Annotated in this window: 26 protein-coding genes, 1 tRNA gene and 1 pseudogene; 11 read left to right on the plus strand and 17 right to left on the minus strand. The window is 49.7% G+C overall.

The window, feature by feature from the left end:
• Window positions 1–5: 5 nt before the first annotated feature.
• The 14 genes from B5F91_RS03215 to B5F91_RS03280 form a co-directional block, all read right to left on the minus strand.
• Window positions 6–248 carry a hypothetical protein gene (locus B5F91_RS03215; RefSeq protein ID WP_087427682.1) on the minus strand — a complete coding sequence of 81 codons (243 nt, stop codon included), beginning with the start codon at window positions 246–248 and terminating at the stop codon, window positions 6–8.
• A 186-nt stretch (window positions 249–434) separates the two neighbouring features.
• Window positions 435–677, minus strand: a complete 243-nt coding sequence (locus tag B5F91_RS03220) for a hypothetical protein (RefSeq protein WP_144025059.1) — start codon at window positions 675–677, stop codon at window positions 435–437.
• Entirely contained in the window at window positions 664–879 is a 216-nt protein-coding gene (locus tag B5F91_RS03225; RefSeq protein WP_087427684.1) for a hypothetical protein, read from the minus strand. The genes B5F91_RS03220 and B5F91_RS03225 overlap by 14 nt, the downstream gene beginning before the upstream one ends.
• Before the next feature lie 217 nt (window positions 880–1,096).
• Window positions 1,097–1,741 carry a DUF3164 family protein gene (locus tag B5F91_RS03235; RefSeq protein WP_087427686.1) on the minus strand — a complete coding sequence of 215 codons (645 nt, stop codon included), beginning with the start codon at window positions 1,739–1,741 and terminating at the stop codon, window positions 1,097–1,099.
• A gap of 19 nt (window positions 1,742–1,760) precedes the next feature.
• A complete protein-coding gene (locus B5F91_RS14830; protein ID WP_144025060.1) occupies window positions 1,761–1,946 on the minus strand; it encodes a hypothetical protein in 186 nt (61 codons plus the stop codon).
• Window positions 1,915–2,532: a helix-turn-helix domain-containing protein gene (locus B5F91_RS03240; protein ID WP_087427687.1), complete on the minus strand. Its 618-nt coding sequence runs from the start codon at window positions 2,530–2,532 to the stop codon at window positions 1,915–1,917. Before B5F91_RS03240 ends, B5F91_RS14830 begins: the two co-directional genes overlap by 32 nt.
• Window positions 2,533–2,543: 11 nt before the next feature.
• A complete protein-coding gene (locus tag B5F91_RS03245; protein ID WP_087427688.1) occupies window positions 2,544–2,990 on the minus strand; it encodes a hypothetical protein in 447 nt (148 codons plus the stop codon).
• 30 nt (window positions 2,991–3,020) lie between these two features.
• Entirely contained in the window at window positions 3,021–3,656 is a 636-nt protein-coding gene (locus tag B5F91_RS03250; protein WP_087427689.1) for an ATP-binding protein, read from the minus strand.
• Window positions 3,649–4,545, minus strand: coding sequence for an AAA family ATPase (locus B5F91_RS03255; protein WP_087427690.1), 897 nt, complete (start codon window positions 4,543–4,545; stop codon window positions 3,649–3,651). The genes B5F91_RS03250 and B5F91_RS03255 overlap by 8 nt, the downstream gene beginning before the upstream one ends.
• A gap of 32 nt (window positions 4,546–4,577) precedes the next feature.
• Window positions 4,578–6,671: a hypothetical protein gene (locus tag B5F91_RS03260; protein WP_087427794.1), complete on the minus strand. Its 2,094-nt coding sequence runs from the start codon at window positions 6,669–6,671 to the stop codon at window positions 4,578–4,580.
• Window positions 6,672–6,753: 82 nt separating this feature from the next.
• The gene (locus tag B5F91_RS15145; protein WP_158099888.1) at window positions 6,754–6,903 is read right to left on the minus strand and encodes a hypothetical protein; all 150 of its coding nucleotides are present in this window, start codon (window positions 6,901–6,903) and stop codon (window positions 6,754–6,756) included.
• Window positions 6,904–7,492: 589 nt separating this feature from the next.
• Window positions 7,493–8,152 (minus strand): BRO family protein, encoded by a 660-nt coding sequence (locus tag B5F91_RS03270; protein ID WP_087427692.1) that lies wholly within the window; start codon window positions 8,150–8,152, stop codon window positions 7,493–7,495.
• 44 nt (window positions 8,153–8,196) lie between these two features.
• A complete protein-coding gene (locus B5F91_RS03275; RefSeq protein WP_087427693.1) occupies window positions 8,197–8,415 on the minus strand; it encodes a hypothetical protein in 219 nt (72 codons plus the stop codon).
• 25 nt (window positions 8,416–8,440) lie between these two features.
• A complete protein-coding gene (locus B5F91_RS03280; protein ID WP_087427795.1) occupies window positions 8,441–8,641 on the minus strand; it encodes a hypothetical protein in 201 nt (66 codons plus the stop codon).
• 123 nt (window positions 8,642–8,764) lie between these two features.
• On the opposite strand from B5F91_RS03280, the gene B5F91_RS03285 reads away from it, so the two are divergent.
• On the plus strand, window positions 8,765–9,436 hold the full coding sequence (locus tag B5F91_RS03285) for a S24 family peptidase (RefSeq protein WP_087427694.1): 672 nt from the start codon (window positions 8,765–8,767) through the stop codon (window positions 9,434–9,436).
• 32 nt (window positions 9,437–9,468) lie between these two features.
• Window positions 9,469–9,924: a hypothetical protein gene (locus B5F91_RS03290; protein WP_144025061.1), complete on the plus strand. Its 456-nt coding sequence runs from the start codon at window positions 9,469–9,471 to the stop codon at window positions 9,922–9,924.
• On the opposite strand, the gene B5F91_RS03295 is transcribed toward B5F91_RS03290, so the two are convergent.
• Together B5F91_RS03295 and B5F91_RS03300 are read right to left on the minus strand one after the other, a co-directional pair.
• On the minus strand, window positions 9,908–10,129 hold the full coding sequence (locus B5F91_RS03295; RefSeq protein ID WP_087427696.1) for a hypothetical protein: 222 nt from the start codon (window positions 10,127–10,129) through the stop codon (window positions 9,908–9,910). The two genes, B5F91_RS03290 and B5F91_RS03295, sit on opposite strands and share 17 nt — an antisense overlap.
• A gap of 120 nt (window positions 10,130–10,249) precedes the next feature.
• Window positions 10,250–10,330, minus strand: a tRNA-OTHER gene (locus B5F91_RS03300).
• A gap of 669 nt (window positions 10,331–10,999) precedes the next feature.
• On the opposite strand from B5F91_RS03300, the gene B5F91_RS03305 reads away from it, so the two are divergent.
• From B5F91_RS03305 to B5F91_RS03315, 3 genes are read left to right on the plus strand one after another with little or no spacing between them, the layout of a single operon-like run.
• On the plus strand, window positions 11,000–11,857 hold the full coding sequence (locus tag B5F91_RS03305; protein ID WP_239416207.1) for an alpha/beta hydrolase: 858 nt from the start codon (window positions 11,000–11,002) through the stop codon (window positions 11,855–11,857).
• On the plus strand, window positions 11,854–12,324 hold the full coding sequence (locus tag B5F91_RS03310) for a sigma-70 family RNA polymerase sigma factor (protein ID WP_087427697.1): 471 nt from the start codon (window positions 11,854–11,856) through the stop codon (window positions 12,322–12,324). The genes B5F91_RS03305 and B5F91_RS03310 overlap by 4 nt, the downstream gene beginning before the upstream one ends.
• Window positions 12,314–12,904, plus strand: a complete 591-nt coding sequence (locus B5F91_RS03315; protein ID WP_144025062.1) for a hypothetical protein — start codon at window positions 12,314–12,316, stop codon at window positions 12,902–12,904. Before B5F91_RS03310 ends, B5F91_RS03315 begins: the two co-directional genes overlap by 11 nt.
• 302 nt (window positions 12,905–13,206) lie before the next feature.
• On the opposite strand, the pseudogene B5F91_RS15270 reads toward B5F91_RS03315, so the two are convergent.
• Window positions 13,207–13,893 (minus strand): annotated as a pseudogene (locus tag B5F91_RS15270) (mobilization protein); the annotation flags it as partial.
• A gap of 32 nt (window positions 13,894–13,925) precedes the next feature.
• On the opposite strand from B5F91_RS15270, the gene B5F91_RS03330 reads away from it, so the two are divergent.
• The 6 genes from B5F91_RS03330 (at window position 13,926) to B5F91_RS03355 (ending at window position 16,621) form a co-directional block, all read left to right on the plus strand.
• The gene (locus tag B5F91_RS03330) at window positions 13,926–14,336 is read left to right on the plus strand and encodes a hypothetical protein (protein WP_144025064.1); all 411 of its coding nucleotides are present in this window, start codon (window positions 13,926–13,928) and stop codon (window positions 14,334–14,336) included.
• Window positions 14,333–14,728 carry a helix-turn-helix domain-containing protein gene (locus B5F91_RS03335; protein WP_087427700.1) on the plus strand — a complete coding sequence of 132 codons (396 nt, stop codon included), beginning with the start codon at window positions 14,333–14,335 and terminating at the stop codon, window positions 14,726–14,728. The genes B5F91_RS03330 and B5F91_RS03335 overlap by 4 nt, the downstream gene beginning before the upstream one ends.
• 4 nt (window positions 14,729–14,732) lie before the next feature.
• Entirely contained in the window at window positions 14,733–15,173 is a 441-nt protein-coding gene (locus B5F91_RS03340; RefSeq protein ID WP_087427701.1) for an HU family DNA-binding protein, read from the plus strand.
• Window positions 15,174–15,461: 288 nt separating this feature from the next.
• The gene (locus B5F91_RS03345) at window positions 15,462–15,656 is read left to right on the plus strand and encodes a transcriptional regulator (protein ID WP_087427702.1); all 195 of its coding nucleotides are present in this window, start codon (window positions 15,462–15,464) and stop codon (window positions 15,654–15,656) included.
• Between the two features lie 330 nt (window positions 15,657–15,986).
• Window positions 15,987–16,208, plus strand: coding sequence for a hypothetical protein (locus B5F91_RS03350; protein ID WP_087427703.1), 222 nt, complete (start codon window positions 15,987–15,989; stop codon window positions 16,206–16,208).
• Window positions 16,205–16,621: a putative toxin-antitoxin system toxin component, PIN family gene (locus tag B5F91_RS03355; protein WP_087427704.1), complete on the plus strand. Its 417-nt coding sequence runs from the start codon at window positions 16,205–16,207 to the stop codon at window positions 16,619–16,621. Before B5F91_RS03350 ends, B5F91_RS03355 begins: the two co-directional genes overlap by 4 nt.
• Window positions 16,622–16,878 lie beyond the last annotated feature (257 nt).

A 16,878-nucleotide genomic window follows, 5' to 3' on the forward strand; every position in this document is an offset into this window, starting at 1 on the left:
TTTGCTCAGAACAGTTCCAGCTGCCGGTTCGCATCGGATATCCTGCGGATGACGCGCGGGTCGGCGCTGGCGTTGATGATGTTGTAGAACGTCTTCTCGCAGATGCGGTACTTGGGCCAGATATACCGTCTGAGGATTTCGCGGTTCGACAGCCCGCTGCGTGCGTGTTCGTCATAGATGCGCACGATGTCCTCCACCCGTGAAACATAGCTGAGCCCCACTATCTTTTGTTTTCCATGCTTTGCCATACCCTGATACCTTTTGAAAACCTTATAGTTGCAAAGTTACGGTTTTTCCGTAAATTTTCCGCATTTACAGGTGTTTATCGAAGAAATCCCCCCGCAACTCTCATGGATTGCAGGGGGATTCGTATCGTCTTTTTCTTCTCATAGGCGGAAGCCTTCATCCGGTTCCGGCCGTTTATGTTCGCACAGTCATCCGTTTAAGTCATAAATATCAACTCTCAATACATTGGCAACGTCGCGCATCATGTCCACCGTGTCATTGTTCTCCACATTGAAGCAGATGCCGACCGTCTCCGCGTCCTTCTCCGAACGCTGCACCCGCAGGTCACAGGGGCGGTTCCATCTTATCCACAGGTACATGAACTGGTTGATCATGCTGTAATGGACCGGAACCGCCACCCTGCGGGGCTTGAACAAGTCATCCATTGGCATTTCCCTCCATGAACGGTTCCACGGTGATGCTGGTTTCCCCGTAAATGACCACCCGTCCGGTCCCTCCGCACTGCGTGCAGGTGAAACTCTTCGGGTTGTGCCGGAGGATGTCAAGCCGGTCAAAGGTCACGATTTTGCCGGTACCCTTGCATGCACGGCAGATGCTGATGCGTTTGTGTATGTATCTTTTTTCCGTACCCATAGTCATTCCTCCTTTATTTCCTTAAATATTACGTCCGTGCCGTCAGGGCGGTTTTTCCCTATACACTGGTAATCGTTATAGCATCCGAAAGCATGCTCGAAAAAGTAGCAGCCCTCGCACGAGGCGCCGCCTTCGCTGTTTGACGTTGCAGGCTCCACTCTCAGGGAGGAGCCGCGGAAAGTGAACTTGTCACCTATGTCCAGAACCTTTTCCATAATCACATCGCGGATAAAGATAACGGCAGCTTGGTTTCCACTCCCTTGTCATCCTTGACGGTGACGCTGATGAACTGGCAGGTGGGCACCGGCCGGTACGCCTGCTTGATGATGTTGATGCCGTCGATGAATCCGGCATTCTGGCTCTTCACCGCCAGCCTCTCCAGCTCGAGCACCTTGTTCGCCTTCAGCGCGCCCTTCCGGTCTTTGGCGAGCAGGCCCATCACGGTTTCCACCAGTGCGGCGCTGTTGTCGTCCTTGGCAAGGGTGTTCAGGTATTCCTTCACCTTGGCGATGCCCGCTTCCACGGTGTCGTCCCAGCCTTCGTTCACGCGGTTGCCCAGCGTGATGCTCATCCGCCCGTCCTGCGTGGTGAAAGTGTCGCTCTGGCGGTTCATCTTCGTGCTGAACAGTTCGTTCTTGGTCCGGATGAGGGCGGCGAACTCGCCGAACACTTCCGCCTTCACCCGTTCCATTTCTGCGGAAAGCTCCTGCAGCTTCCTTACGTTGCTATGCACCGCGGCGTCCACCAGTTCCTTGTACGTGTCGCGTTCGTTCTGCACCCGTGCCTTTTCGGCTTTCTCCTCCGCCTCCAGCTGTGCCTTCAGGGCGGCTTTCTGTTCTTTTGTCAGTTGTGTCAAATCCATATTGATATGTTTTAAACGGTTAGTAAATAATGTCCTGTTCATTGTCTTCCATATCCGGAAGCCCGTATTCGGCTTTCATCGCTTCCAGCGCCTGCTGTTCGCAGAAGTCGGCAAGCTCGTGGAGCATCACCGTCTGGTCCATCAGCCCGAAACGGCATATCCGCTCCATAATCTCATTCTGCAAGGTTTCGATAGTCTGTTCCATGGCATTCCTCCTTTTCCTTATTCTCTGCCCGGTGTTCTCTCACGACCTCGCTCCTGTCAAGCTCCCTGCGGCTGTAATACACCCGTTTGCCTTTCAGGTAACCGGTCACCAGCCCACGGTCCGCCCAACGTTTGATGGTGCTCTTGCCGCAGCCTATGTAACGGCACGCTTCCGCCTGGCTGATGAGGTCGGTGGCATCGGTATCGGCTGCAGGTTTGCGGGTCTCCTTGTTGATTTGCGACCGCAGGCCCAGCCGCCGCTCCACCCGCTCCAGCCGTTTCAGCAGTGCGTCGTATTCCTTGCGGCTCAAGGTGATTCCCTCTTCCGCTTCCGGTTCCGTCTCGTCCTCCAGCTCAGGGCAAAGGGCGCTGATGCCTACTTTCCCCGCCAGGAAGCGGGCGGCGTCGCGTGCGGCGTAAAAGGCCGCTTCGTCACGTTCTGTTTCAGGTGTGTCGCGCACGAAATGGCCGAACACCCACTGTTCGTTCCGGCGGCGTTCCAGCACCTCTATCTGCACTTCGCTCAGTCCGTCACCGTTCATTCTCAGGGCTTCGATAGCCCGGTCAATCTCTGATTGTTTTCTCATGATATGAAGTTTTAATGTTGGTTCTCTTTTCTTGCCATCGCCTCCAGCTGGCGTTTCACTTCCCTCAGTTCTGCAAGGGTCATCATCGTGAGCGGCTTGCGGAACCGGGTGCGCGTCCGGCAGAACAGGCTGATTTTCGCCTTGTTCATTTCGAAGTCCTCCGGCGTGTCGCCGGCGAAGCCCTTGTTCAGGCAGCTTATCCGGAAAGACAGGGAATATATCTGCCTGCATACCCTCCGTGCCTCCTCGCGTGCGGCTGCGCTGTCCCTCCCGTTCAATGCGTCCAACAGCCTGTACGCTTCGCCCATCGTGAGCCCCGCCGTGCTGTCTGTCCGCCCTTCGGTAAACCGGCTGATGAACGCGTGGCGTTCTCCGTCGTCATATTCCATGCGCCGGAATACGGCATGCAATGCCTTGATTTGTTGCGGCGTGGCCGGCTTTTCTTTCGTCTCTTTCATGTCCGTATGGTTTTAAATTCTTCACTTAAGTCATTCTTCTCCCCAGTAGGTGCGGGCTTTTTCCGGCACGATGTCATAATGGCCTGTGGGACCGATGAAGCGCCCTTTCGAGAAAGCCCGGAAACCCTCTACATATATCTTCAGCGAGGCGTCATACATCAGGCTCTTGGCGGCACGTCCGTTGGGCAGCTTGCCGTCAGCATGGCTGATGAAGATAAGCAGCTTGCGCCGGTGGCGTTCCTTGAATTCGATGTATTGCCGGTAGTTCATCCCGGTGTACTGGAAGGAGTCTATCACCATGATGTCGGGGCTTTTCTGGCGCTTGAGGCGGACGGAAAGCTCCTCCATGTTTTCGTTGTCGATAAGCAGGAACCGCTTGTTCACCTCCATCATCCCCTCGCGCCTGAACGCGTTCTGCATCGTCAGGCACGCGCCTTCTTCCAGCGAGTCGTATGCCACCTTGCCGAACCGGCAGAGGTACTTGCAGAGCTGCAGGGCGAAAGTGGTCTTCCCGGTGCCGCTGTTCCCCCAGATGATCCACACGCCTCGGCGTTCGGGCCTGCCGAAGGCGTCAAGCCAGGGACCGTCGAAGTCCATCGTCTCATACTTCATGCCCAGCACCTCGCGTACCCCCTTGGCGTTGCGGTCAAAAGTGAGCTTAGCCATTGTCCGCCTCCTTCCGCCTGCGCGCCTCGATCATCCGCCTGCGGGCATGGATGCACCGCTTGAGCCTCCGCAAGTCGTTCTCGCTCCGTCTGGCGTCCGCTATCACCTGGTCTATCTCCGCACGGTCTTCCAGCCCGTTCGCCCGGCAGATGGCAAACACGTCGTCCGCCCCTGTAGGGGACACCTCGAAAAACCTGCGCCCGATGCGGCTGTGTATTTCCTTGTAGCCCTTCTTGTTGTAGCGCAGGCCCGAGTCCAGGCGGCGCTTGATGAAGTCGGTGCTGAGGAACACGATGCCCGCATGGCCCTCCAGACGGTTGTAAATCGAGATGAAATAGGTGAATACCGAGTCGGTCAGCTTGTCGCCCTCGTCGAATATCAGCAGGGGTCCGTTCAGGAAGGCTATCATCGAGATGGCGTTTTCCAGCATGTCGCGCAGGTTGGCGGTGTCGGTGGGCGCGCCCACCTGCTTGGCAATCTCGCGCACGAAGTCCGAACGGCGCATGTCTTCCGAGCAGAGGATGTAGAACACGTTGCGGTGCGTGCGCCGGTACTCGATGGCGGCTGTGGTCTTCCCGCATCCGGCATCGCCCACCACCCACGTCACGTTCTTGTACGACTGCGCGTCGGAGAAGGCGTAGGTGATCTCACGGAACGCACGGCCTTCGTGCAGCTGCCAGTGTTCGAAACTGAAGCCGATCTGGACGGCGATGCGCGTGAACATGTCGTCGCTTATCAGCTCGTACTTGCCGTTGAGCAGCTGGCTCACCGTGGCGGAGCTTACGTTTTGCAGGCTTTCCGCCGCACGGTTGCGGGTCGGGTAGTTGTCGCAGTACGCCGCCAGCGCCGAGCGTACCTGTTCTTTCTGTTCTGTACTTAGTCCTTTCATTGTTTTATCGGTATTTAATCAGTCATTAATTGTCAAAGTTTTCCCGCGCAGTCCAGTTCGTCAAAGGTGAGGCCTGACACCTGCTTTTCATAATCGCCCGGAGAGCCGAACGCCAGCGGGTCGGAAGCCAGCACGGGTTCGGGAGGAAGCTCCGTGCCGGGCACCGGAACCGGCGGGCGGAGCGTGCCTTGCTTCATCTCCTCGCGGTAGGCGTCCAGCTGTTTTTCGCTCACTGCCACCGGACGCGGCAAGCGGAGCCTTGCGTACGCCTCGCCCATCGCCTCCTCGATGAACAGGTCCTCCTGTGCGATGTGCATGGCGGCACGCGTACGACGGTTAAGGTCAAGCTGGCGGAACAGGTGCGCGTTTTCCTCATCGGTGCGTTCCTGCGTGGCGCGGTGGACGGATACTTTCGGCGTGGCGGTGGCGGCGTATTTGGCACCGGTGTCCGTCACAGCCCACAGCTCGATGCGGGTCATGTCCTCGGGGTCGTAGCGGTAGAGGAACCTGCGGCCTATGTTCTGCAGGTGGAAGCCCATGTCCACGTCGCCGCCGTCCGTGTAGACCATATAGCGGTATTCCCGTTTCCCGAGCTCGAAGCAGAACCCTTCCCGGGTGTATTCCACCGGCTTCTGCGAGAAGAGCATGAAGATTTCCCGTGCCTCGTATCCGTCAAGCCGTTGCGCTTTCGGGTTCTCTATCGAGGTGTACATTTCCCTCCGGGTCATTCCCGTGGGGCTGGTGGGGTGCACGCTGTCGTTCCATTCCTCACGGCAGCGGGCGTATTGCCGCTTCAGTTCGTCCAGCGTGGGGAGCGCGTCGATGTTCGCCGTGATGAGGTCGATGTTCGCCCGGCTGGAAAGCTTGCGGGCGGTGACGTTCTGCCCCGTGAAGTTGTAAAGCTTGTGCAGCACCTGCTGCTGGAAACGCCCGAAGACGGACTCGATGGTCTTCGACTGCCCGTTGTGGGGCATCGTGGTCTTGTGCAGATGGCATATCTTGCGGAAGAATCCCTGCGACTCCAGCCGCTTGTGCCCGCCCTGGTTGTCGGTCACTATCTCGTAGGGCTTCACCTTCCACTGCGTGAGTGCCATGCGGTAGGCCTGGTACTGCGTGTAGAAGTTCTCCCCGTCGCCGATGTAATAGCCCAGGAACATCTCCGAGCAGGCGTCCATCACCTCGTACACGTCGGTGGTGCGCGCCGTCCAGCGTTTCTGCCGTTCGTCATACGCCTTGTAATACAGGTTGAGCTTCGTGCCGTCCGAGTACCACAGCGAGTCGGGCATCGAGGGCAGCACGGTGTCGAAAGTCGGCATATAGCGGTTCTTGAACTCCCGCTCGCCGTGTACCGCAGCGTACCACCACACCATGATTTCGGGCGCATACAGGTAGTTGTGTACCGTGGTGAGGCTTTTGATGGCCTTCAGGCCGCGGAGCCTTGCCTGGCGGTTGTACTCCTCGAAGATCTGCGCGTCGGTGTATTGCGGGAACTTGCTCCGCTTCAGCTTCAGCAGAAGCGCGCCCTCCTGCCTGCCGATGCGCCGTGCCGAACTGTTGCCGGTGTTGGCGTTCACCAGCACCGCGTATCCCTCCCGCTTGTAGGCGTTGAATTTCTCGCGCAGCCTCGCCGCGTTCTTCGGAAGCGTGTGCCCGGTGGCCTCCCTCAGCTTCTCGCAGGTCAGCAGCACGCTGTTCCACGTCTCCGCACGCCGGGCGAACCCGCCTTTCCGGTGCTCGGCTTCGCGTTGCTTCTCCACCCGCGCCATCTCGTTCATCACCTGGGCGTTCAGGATGTATTCCAGCTGTCTTTCGGTGCTGATTTCGGGGCGGTATTCCTTGAAGAACCTCACCGCTTCGGCGTCGAAGCGTATCCGCGTGCTGATGTATCGTTCGTGTTCCCTGCGTTCCATTTCCTTCCTCGCTTCCTTGTAGCGTTCGTCGTAGGCTGCACGGAGCCCGTCGGGCATCGACTTGTATGCCACCAGGGCTTCGCGGCCGTTGCCGCCGCGCTGCATCACGATCAGTCTGCCTTCACGGATGTACTTCTTATAGGTCGGCTGGCTAATAAGCCCCCCGCCTACAAGCTCCGCAAAGCTGACGCATAACGTGTTTCCGTACATTTCCATAATATCGTTGTTTCTTTTAGATTCGTGCGCCTCCGGGAATCGGACCCGGCTGCCAGCCATCCTGCAGGCGCTCCCTGTGCCGTCACTTCCGCGCCTCCTTGTCCATCCGTATAGCTACGGGCACGGCGAGGGCGCAAAGAGTGATGGTGATTATCAGGTCCGCTCCGGCGGGGGTGAAGCAGTTCGCCACAGCTGCCGCCAGAAGCCCGAGGAGTATGTATAGTGTTTTCATATTCTTCATTCTTAATTATTAACTCTTCATTTTTCCGTCCCTATCCGTCGCGGACCGGAACGGTTTTGCTACATTTGTAGCGGCTAACTCAAACTTTATTTTGATTATGAATACTGTATATGTTTATGAATCTTTTTACTCTGTCGTAATTGAGTCTAACAGGCATGATACTTGTCTTAATGAATTCAACCGGATTAAATCGCTTGCAAAAGCTTTTAATGCTTCTATTGTCAAGGAGGCCAAATCTGCAAGAAAGGGTGATGTACTTTCTCGAAATATCATGATCAAGTTTAAAGCCTATTCTCATGAAACTATTATTTTCAGAGAGGCATTGGACATTATAATCAGCAGTATCAACATCTGGAATCCCAGATTGAAAGCATATATCTATGACAGTTCAGTGGAGAGGACAGATGCATCTTTCGGCGTCGCTGACTAAATTCCACATCTCCTCTATGCTATTGTCACATAATGTAACCAAATCCGGGTGCTCTTTATGGCATTCGGATTTGGCTGTTTGTGCGTGTGCTATCATCTCGTCCAATATCCTCTCCAACTTTTTATAATCAATCTTATGCTCTTTCATGGCTCATTCCTCCCATTCAATACAGAGTTGCTCGTACAGCGGTTTATCTTCTTCGTATTCCACACCGTCTTTGCGGTTGAGTTTCGCCATCTTCGTGATGGCTTCTGCTATACGGCGGCTTACCGTAGTGCCCGCCCATACCTTCATCACGTGCGCCAGCGTCACTTCGGCGGCTTTCGCCACAATCTCCAGCTCGTGGCGGCGGATGTAGGGGGTGAGGCTTTCCTTCCACTCCTTGAAGTAGGGGCGGAACTTCGGCAAGGGCAGGCGTTTGCGCTCTTCCTGCTGTCCGACCGTGTAGCTGCCTGTGCGGCGGATGCTGGGGAGAACATCCGAAGCGACCCAGTTGACGAACCGGTCGGCTTCCGGCTTGTTGCTGCGGAACGCCAGCTTGTACAGCCCGGCTTCGTTAACCACTGTCAATGTTTGCGACCCTCCTCCACGGTCACCGGAAGAAGGGGTGAGGAAACTCCTCATCCCTTTCCACTCGTTAGGGATGTTGGCTAAAGTCTTTCCGTTCCAAGTAATGTCCAAGGCAAAAGCCACATCTTTCGCCACGAACCACGGTTCGCCGCCAATTACTTCTGTCCGGATACTTACGTTCTCGCTCTCGTTGTAAAACACTTGCAGGTTCGCAGCCTGCTGATGGGTTGATTCTTTCATACCTATACCTTGTTTTAAATGGTTTTCAAATGGGGTTTAAATCATTAGTCAGATTGAGATGGTTGGTTATCCGTACCAAGCCCTTCCTTCATTGTTTTCGCTCCCTGCAGCACGCCGCCCATTTCGAGGGCAGCCTTGCGGATCATGTTCGCCGTGTTGCTCCGTGTGCGGAACTTCAAGGCTTCTTTTACGGTTATCACACTCACGCCGAACTTTTCGGCAAGTTTACGGCGACCGCCGTATTGCATCAGTATTTCTGCCATATCACTATTGTTTTTAATTGATTATTTAATCCAGTTCTATATCAATTACATCCAAGAGGTTATCGGTACGCATACTATTGATTACGAGCATGGCTCTTTTGATACCGTTGTCCTTTATCCATTGCCGTGCCTTGTTGATGGCTGCCTGCTTGCTGCTGCCATCCGGAATCGCCGCACCCAAATCCTGATGTCTCTCATCTTCCAATTCAAACCAATATCTTTTCATATCCATTGTTTTTTTAAAGTTATTAATTATCTTTGTCCGTATCTTTTAGTTTTAAATGATGCTGCAAATATATAGACTATTGTCTATTTAAACAAATAATTTATCGACAATTTTCTGTTAAAAATGAAAGCGATTGAAAGATTATACGAATATTTGGATTATAAAAAGCTGAAACCTACTGCATTAGAAAAAGAAATAGGTTTATCCAATGGTTATATTAGCGTTCAGAAGAAACGAAATGCTGATATGGGTGAAGGCGCATTGAATAAAATAATAGACTATTGTCGAGATATTAATCCACTTTGGCTTCTCACCGGCGAAGGCAATATGCTTCGTGCGGACAAGGGCGAAAAAAAGAAAGAAGGGGATATACCGGTAGCCCGTCCGGCTTCATCGCCCATGGAAGGCATCCCCTTGATTCCGGTCAGCGCGATGGCTGGGGTCTTTGCAGGCGAACAGACCGTGCTGGAGTACGAGTGCGAACGCTTTGTCATCCCTACGTTCAAGGGAGCGGAATTCCTCATCAGCGTGAAGGGCAGCAGCATGTATCCCAAGTATAACAGCGGCGACATCGTGGCATGCAAGCGCCTGCCGATGAGCGACATCTTCTTCCAGTGGAACAAGGTGTATGTGCTCGACACGGATCAAGGCCCGCTTATCAAACGCATAAAGCCCGGATCGGACAAGGAACACGTCCTCATCGTGTCGGACAACGAGCGGTACGAGCCTTTCGAGCTGCCGCTGGACAGAATCCACCACGTGGCACTGGTCATCGGAGTGATACGGCTGGAGTAACCGCTTTAAACCATATTTAAAAACTGATTTATATGAATAGTATGGAAATAGAATTATCTGATATATTGTCAATTGCTGCCATTATCGGTAGCATATACACCTATTTTAGAACCAAAAAGAAAATTGACAAGCAACAACTGGCTATTAATGAATATACGATAGAGAAAAACAAGAAAGAGAAGCAAGAATCATTACGTGCTAATTTAAGAGCATTTCGTGATAAAGGACAGAACCGTCTGGTAATACAGAATATTGGCCAGAATACAGCGAGGAACATCCGCATTGAATATAACAACCTTAATCAGGAAAATGGCTTTTTTGTTTTTGATTATGGGAAATTCCCATATCCCATACTAAATCCGGCAGATGATATAAAAATACAATGCCAGCTTTGCGCACAAGTCAAAAGCATTCCTATCATTACATTAATATGGGATGATGAGAGTGGGAACAACCAAAAGAAAGAGCAACCTATTGACTTAAATTAGCCAGTTTTTCAGCCATTTCTTTATTTTCTTTTTTCAGTTCGACAATACCCGTATAAATGGCTTTCAACACCTCAGAATGAGGCTCTGGGCAGAATGGATTAATTTGCAGATCTGTATTCAGCAAGACCAAAATCGTCCCCATCGCATCCCGAAGTCTGGCTACTTCCAAATGTTCATCTAAAATGGTTTTAATAATATTTCCCATACTTCTGAAAATTAAGCTCCCGGACTTTCACCGGGAGCGTTTCCTGACTAATACCTAATGAAAACCACTAAAGCACCTGTCGCGGCTGGCAGGGCAGATGCTTTAAAACAAAACAAGGATTGGAGCAGAAAGCGGATTCGAACCGCTAACAATTCCGCCGGATTCGCACGGCGGAGCGGACTACCCATTGTCCTATTCTGCCACATTTGCGCCACACACACGCTTTTTCGACGCTAATATACAGCTATTTCGCAAATTACGCACTATATATCAATGGTTTACACAGGAATTACACCGACAAACATAGCGGAAAACATAATACTATCCCCCTCTAAATAACGGTAAACCGCATCCAAAACGCCACTTTAAAAGCAATCTCACACTATCCACACACGTTAAATCCGTTTAAAAAGGTATCCCCAACTTTTTATTTTAAGCGCATTTTCAGGAATCAGGGGTATCCCCAACTGGTATCCCCAAAGGTATCCCCAACTATGTTTTTAACATTTCAGGAGCATAAAGAAACATCCGGCAAAACAGCCCCCTAAAACATCACTTAAACAGACTTCTAAACAAAAAGAAATCCCTCAGAACAGCCGTAAATTCGCGTTTACAGCCTATTCTGAGGGCTTTTAAGGCATATTTCAACCCCAATGTAAAGAGAATGTATCAAAAGCCGGATTTAGAGCGTTTAGATGTAACGCCAATGTAAAGCAATGTCACATTTTGTTTTATATTCCCCATTTAATCAATTACATCATAAATCGCTGATAATAAAAGAATAACGATTGTTTTATCGCCGTCCGTTTATACACAAATCGTTCTGTGCCCCTTACACATAGTTTCGTATCTAAATGGAAAAAGAATAAAATGATGAAGAATTTAATTTGTAAAATCGGGCTGCTGTGTGCAGTGTTATTGGGAATCATAGATACGAGCTTTGCTCAATCTTTTTCTGTGCAACGTGTAGGTGATGGGAAACAAGCCATTATTCTGATTCCAGGTTTCGCGTGTTCTGGTGAAGTATGGGAACAGACGGTTGATAGCTTACAAAACAATTACAGTTGTTACATTCTAACGATGCCTGGATTTGCAGGTATTCCTCCCGAAAAGAATCCGTCCTTTGATAGTTGGGCAAAACAGATTATTGGGTTCATTCAAAAAGAAAATATAAAAAATCCTATACTCATAGGTCATAGTATGGGCGGTGGCTTAGCTCTTTATATAGCATCAAGCCAGCCAAATTTAGTCAAAGGCATTGTCGTTGTAGATGCACTTCCTTGTTTGGCGGCTCTTTATAATCCCGATTTTCAGAGTAAAAAGATTGCTCCCGAAGAGTTCAACGAGTTTGAATCTCAAATGCGCAAGATAGATGAGGGGCAATTTTACAGGCAAGCCTATATCAGCGCAACATCGCTTACGAGCGATTCGCTTCGGTATGACAATCTCGTCAAATGGAGCTTGTCATCTGACAGAACGACTTATGCCCATATGTATTATGAGTATTCCAACATAGATTTAAGACCCATTATACCAAACATTTCCGTTTCAACATTAGTTTTGTTGGAGTATCCTTTTAAGAAAATAGCTCCTATGATTGAGCAACAGTTTGGCAATCTGCCGAACATCCGGTTGGAATACGCGAATAAAGGATTGCATTTCATTATGTTTGATGACTGGGAATGGTATATACAACAGATTATGGACTTTTTAAATGACAGACCGTGAGTTTCGAGTATTTATATAAGGTCTATTGGGATAAGGTCTTCCGATTATGTATGGGCTATTTCAATGATTATTCTTTGGCGCAAGACTTGGCACAAGATGTCTTTGTCCGTGTGTGGCAATATCTTCCCACTTTCAAAGGTGAATCATCCGTAGGAACGTGGATTTTTCGTATTGCCACAAACATTTGTTTGCGCCAAAGAGAGCGTCAGAATCGTATTTCTCAAACAGAAGTCCCATTGAACCTGTTTGCTAAAGAGCCGAGCGATAATTCATTACAGGTGAAAATTCTGTATGAAGCCATAGCCGAGCTTCCGGAAATGGACCGCTTGGTTATTTCACTTTATCTCGAAGAGTTGAAACAAGCGGAAATAGCTCAAATCACAGGCCTGTCGGAAGCAAATGTACGTGTAAAGATACACCGGATAAAATCCACATTAGCAAAAAAAATACGTAATAATGATGAATGATATAGATATAAAATCCTTATGGAAAGGACAGCAGGCACCTGCTGCAGATTTGTCTGCCATACGCAAAAAGATAAAATGTTTCAGATTACGCAGAATCGGAGAGGCTTATGCCGTCATTACGCTTATGATATTAGCCATTGTCTTTGGAGCGGTTATCTGGATATGTTGGACACCCTTGCTGACGGTCACCAAAGTGGGCATTACTTTGTTGTCCATAGGCTTTATGCTGCCGGCTTTATCCTACGGCAGACTTCTTCGGCTTTATTATGGACTGAAAATTGATAGTACCAATATTGACTATATAGATAATCTTTTAAGAATAAAAAAGCGAGAATACAGACAGCAGCATCTTATCTTGAACTTATATTTTTTCTTTTTGTCAATTGGTTTTGCACTCTATGGATATGAATATACATTTTTCCATTCATTTTATTGGGGGATAATTGCCTATTCTATTCTGTTGCTGTGGATTGCTCTAAACTGGTTTGTGTTCCGACCGCGTATAATAAGAAAACGCAATCACAAGTTCTACGACTTTATGAGATACATTGAAAGTCATAGGGAACAGCTATTAGAATAGTTATTGTCTTTGGGGGCAAACAAATAAAAAGACAGATACTTTCCCATTGACTTTGCTGGACGTAAATTTGTAATGTAATGAAAACAGTGTGAGCCAACTATGCCACGTCTAAGTGAAGGTCGTAGGAAACCTTTGATGCAGATGTAATAATAGCATTCCAAGCTATATGCGTGAGAACCATATACTATCTCTTGCATCAGTATGAAAATTTCCTACATCTTCACTTACAAGATAAACATTATATTTCTTCTTTTTTCTTATGTCGTGGAAAAGATTACCCCAATTCGAAATATAGAACGGAATTATAACTTGAATCCTCTACTTTTTCTTGGCTCTTCCGCTGACTGCCGCAAACCTTGCCGAAGTTTCTCCCATTGTTCTTTGAACCATTCGCCAATCGGTTGCTTGTTGATTGTCAATACCAGTTTGCTGCCATCGGTCGGATTCTTTTCCACCTTGAAAACATCATTCTTGATATCAAACTTCCGCCTGTGTTCTTCAGAATAAATCCTGCCGTTGCACCTGATAGCCTCTTTCTTTGTCAGGAGGCTCTCTATCATTTCTTTGGTGAAGCCGATGGCTGCGCACAGCTTTTCCATTCTCAACATCTCCCTGAGCATCGGAAACCATTTTAACGCCTTTTCAAGAATAGCATTCAGCCGTGATATTTCCTTGTCTTTGGCTTCAAGCTCCTGATTGTGTATTCCTTGCAGATTACGTATATGCCTGCCGTGCTGTTCCTGCATGTGCCGCATTTGGGCTTTCAAGTCATCAATTCCTTTGTCCCGTTTAGCGATTTCCTGACGCAATTCTTCATTGGATAGTTCCAGTTTCTTCATTTTTCCGCTGCCGAAAAGAGAACCTACTCCGCTTACTATGACCGTTGCTGCATCGGTGGCTGCGCCTTTGAGCTTGTCCGTGCGTATTTCCGATTTCACCTGACGGAGTTCCTGTTCGGCAAGGTTTACCTGCTGTTCCTTATGCCGCTTGGCGACTTCAATGCAAGGGCGATGTCCGCGAAGTGGCACGGGTGCAGGCCGTGATGCTCGCCCTGACGGACACGCTCCGCCAACGGGAACGGACCGAGGACGCATTGGAATGGTCGGCAATTTATGAGAGCGAGGAAAAGGACGCGCGGATAAAGGAAGAACAACAGGAAAGCCGCTTGGCGTGGACGGTGGCGGGCTTTGTCGGCGTGTTGCTCGTCATCAGCGGATGCTTCACTGTAGCCATTGCCCGAAAGAAACGGGAAATATCCTTGAAAAACGACACGCTGACCGCTAACCTCAATGAAATGACCGATTTCAGAAAAGCGTTCTTCCGTAAGCTGGAAGAAGTTATCGCCTTGCAGAAACAAGTGAAACAACTGTCTTCCCGCTTGCCAGTGGAAGAAAAACAGAAACCGAAACAAATTCCGGTGCAGAATCAATGACAGTACCGGACGTGCAACCGGAAAAGGATAATCTAACAGACGACCGCCGGCTGTTCGACCGCATCCAATATGAAATCGAAAAGCGGGAACTTTTCCTGCTAAAGGACTTCGACAAGGAAGCGTTTGCCAAGGAAATGAACATCTCCCCGCACAAGATGGGAAAGTTGTTCACCGTATTCGCCAAAAAGTCCATGTCCGACTACCTGCATGACCTCCGCCTTTCATACGCCTTAACCCTTCTGCACGATTATCCCAACTGGACGATGGATGCTGTAGCGGAAAAATGCGGTATGTCATTGCGTACCTTCCACAGGCTTTTCACTAAAAAATTCAGTATGACTCCCCAAGCTTACAGGGAAAATGATATAAAAAACGAAAAATATAGGAGATAGCATTATGATGGAATTTGAAATTGATTCAAGAGTGCAGCCTATCGGCAAGCGTGAAGGGCAAACCGTATATTTTGCCAAGTTGAAAACCCAGCAGAAGCTGACCAACGAAATGGTCATCGAACGCATCGTGCGCGAAACCTCCCTTTCGGAGGGCGACGTGAAAAACGCCCTTGTCAGCCTAAGCAACATCGTGTGCGACGCTCTCAAATTGGGCATGAGCGTGGATCTCGCCGAACTCGGCTCGTTCCGCCTCACCGTTCCCTTCAAGATGATGGATTCTCCCGAAGAAGTCACCGTGGCAGACGCCCTCAAGACCCCGAAAATCACCTTCACGCCCAAGCAGAAGATGCGCGATGCCGCCAATGCGGTGGAATTGAGCATCGACCGGGGCAGCGTGAAGGCTTCTACGGGTGGCGGCACTGCCACCGAGCCGAGCAATGACTAAACGGAAAATCTATTGGGCTAAGGCGGAAACTTACAAAGAAAATAATTCTAAAGACGAAGCGCATTGGGACATAAGAAACTGCATCTGAAAATATCCGCATGGGTGCTCACGACAGTGGCGGTCATCGCAAGCATGGCCGCCATTTTGGTGCATGAACGGGAGCGGACTCGACTTGTATGTGCTTTGACAGACTAGAAAAAGGAATAATGGAGAGAAAAGCCGGACGGCCATCCGGTTTTCGGGAATTTATGTTACCTTTGCATCGGTAACCCCTAATTGAACGGAAATATGAAAGTAGGAGATAAAGTACTCATTTCGCCCGACCTGACTTTGCAAAAGGAGTGGGTGTCGGGCACAATCATCCAAGTGGAAAATAATCCCTTCGTGGGCATCGTGATTTCTGCGGAGACCGAAGACCGCAACGTGTTCTTCGGTCGTGAAGACCTGTTCAAACCGGCAAAGGAGGAAGTATGTTTGCCATAAGATTGGTCTGATTTCACGCAGATTGTAAAAGAGAGCTAAGAGAGTTCGCTCCATTCGTTTCGTCCCGCCCCTCTCCCCACCGTGGAGGAGGGCGGGACGCTTGTTTTCTAGTTTGCCAAAGATAAAGGATATAAAGATAAAGCGTTCTTTACAGAACAACGGCTGCGCCTCGGCTATGCCGTTCAAGCAAACTTGACGGACATTGCGCTCGGCTTGCGCGTTCTTTGACAGACTGGAAAACAAACGAGACGAAATAATGGGAAGAAACACATACAGGTTTCGGAGGAATTTCGTATTTTTGCCCTGTGACAAACTGAAATAAAGCTAATTATGGAAAGAACTGTATTCAACAAAGCACAGCTGGAGATGCTCGACATCATGGCAAACATACGGAGCGATGAAGAACTGGATGCGCTGAAACATGCCGTATCCGAGTTTTATGCCCGACGGGCAGATGAAGAAATGGAAAAGTTATGGCAGTCCGGAAAATGGACTGAACAGACATTAAAAGAATTGGGCAATGCCCATTACCGTACCCCCTACAAACAATGAAAAGAGCAGTGGTATTGGACACCAATTGTTTGGTGCAGATGTTGTCGGTACACAGCCCGTACCGTTCAGCATGGCAGGCATTTCGTGATGGGAAGTATGAACTGTGTGTGACCGATGACATCGTGGATGAGTATGAGGAAATCATAGAGCGCGTGGCCAATGCGGCTGTGGCTCACAATATCGTCAACGCAATCATCCGAAGTCCGTACACGCGGTTCTTTACCCCTCATTTCCGTTTTCGCCTGATTGAGCAAGACCCGGATGACAATAAGTTTGTGGATTGCGCCATTGTGGCAGGAGCGGACTACATTGTCAGCGAGGATGCCCACTTCCGGGTATTGGAAAAGATTCCTTTTCCTAAAGTAAACGTCATCCGGTTAAATCAGTTTATGGAAGAACTTGCCGGAGTTTGAACGGAATAAAAGTTCTCCCCATTCGTTTCGTCCCGCCCCTCTCCCCACCGTGGAGGAGGGCGGGACGCTTGTTTTCCAGCCTGTCGGAGCACATAGGGTGCTTGCACATTCTGCCGAGCGAAGTAAAGATGCATGAAAGTGAATAATGGAGAAGCAATCGTAGATGAAAGCGAGGCAAAAGTCATGTTTTATGTCAAGTCCGCATTCCTCCTCGCAAAAAGTTTAGTGGGTTCAAGATAAAGTCGTACTTTTACAGC

Origin of the sequence: Bacteroides sp. An322 (assembly GCF_002161765.1) — a bacterium.
GTDB classification, from domain to species: domain Bacteria; phylum Bacteroidota; class Bacteroidia; order Bacteroidales; family Bacteroidaceae; genus Phocaeicola; species Phocaeicola merdavium.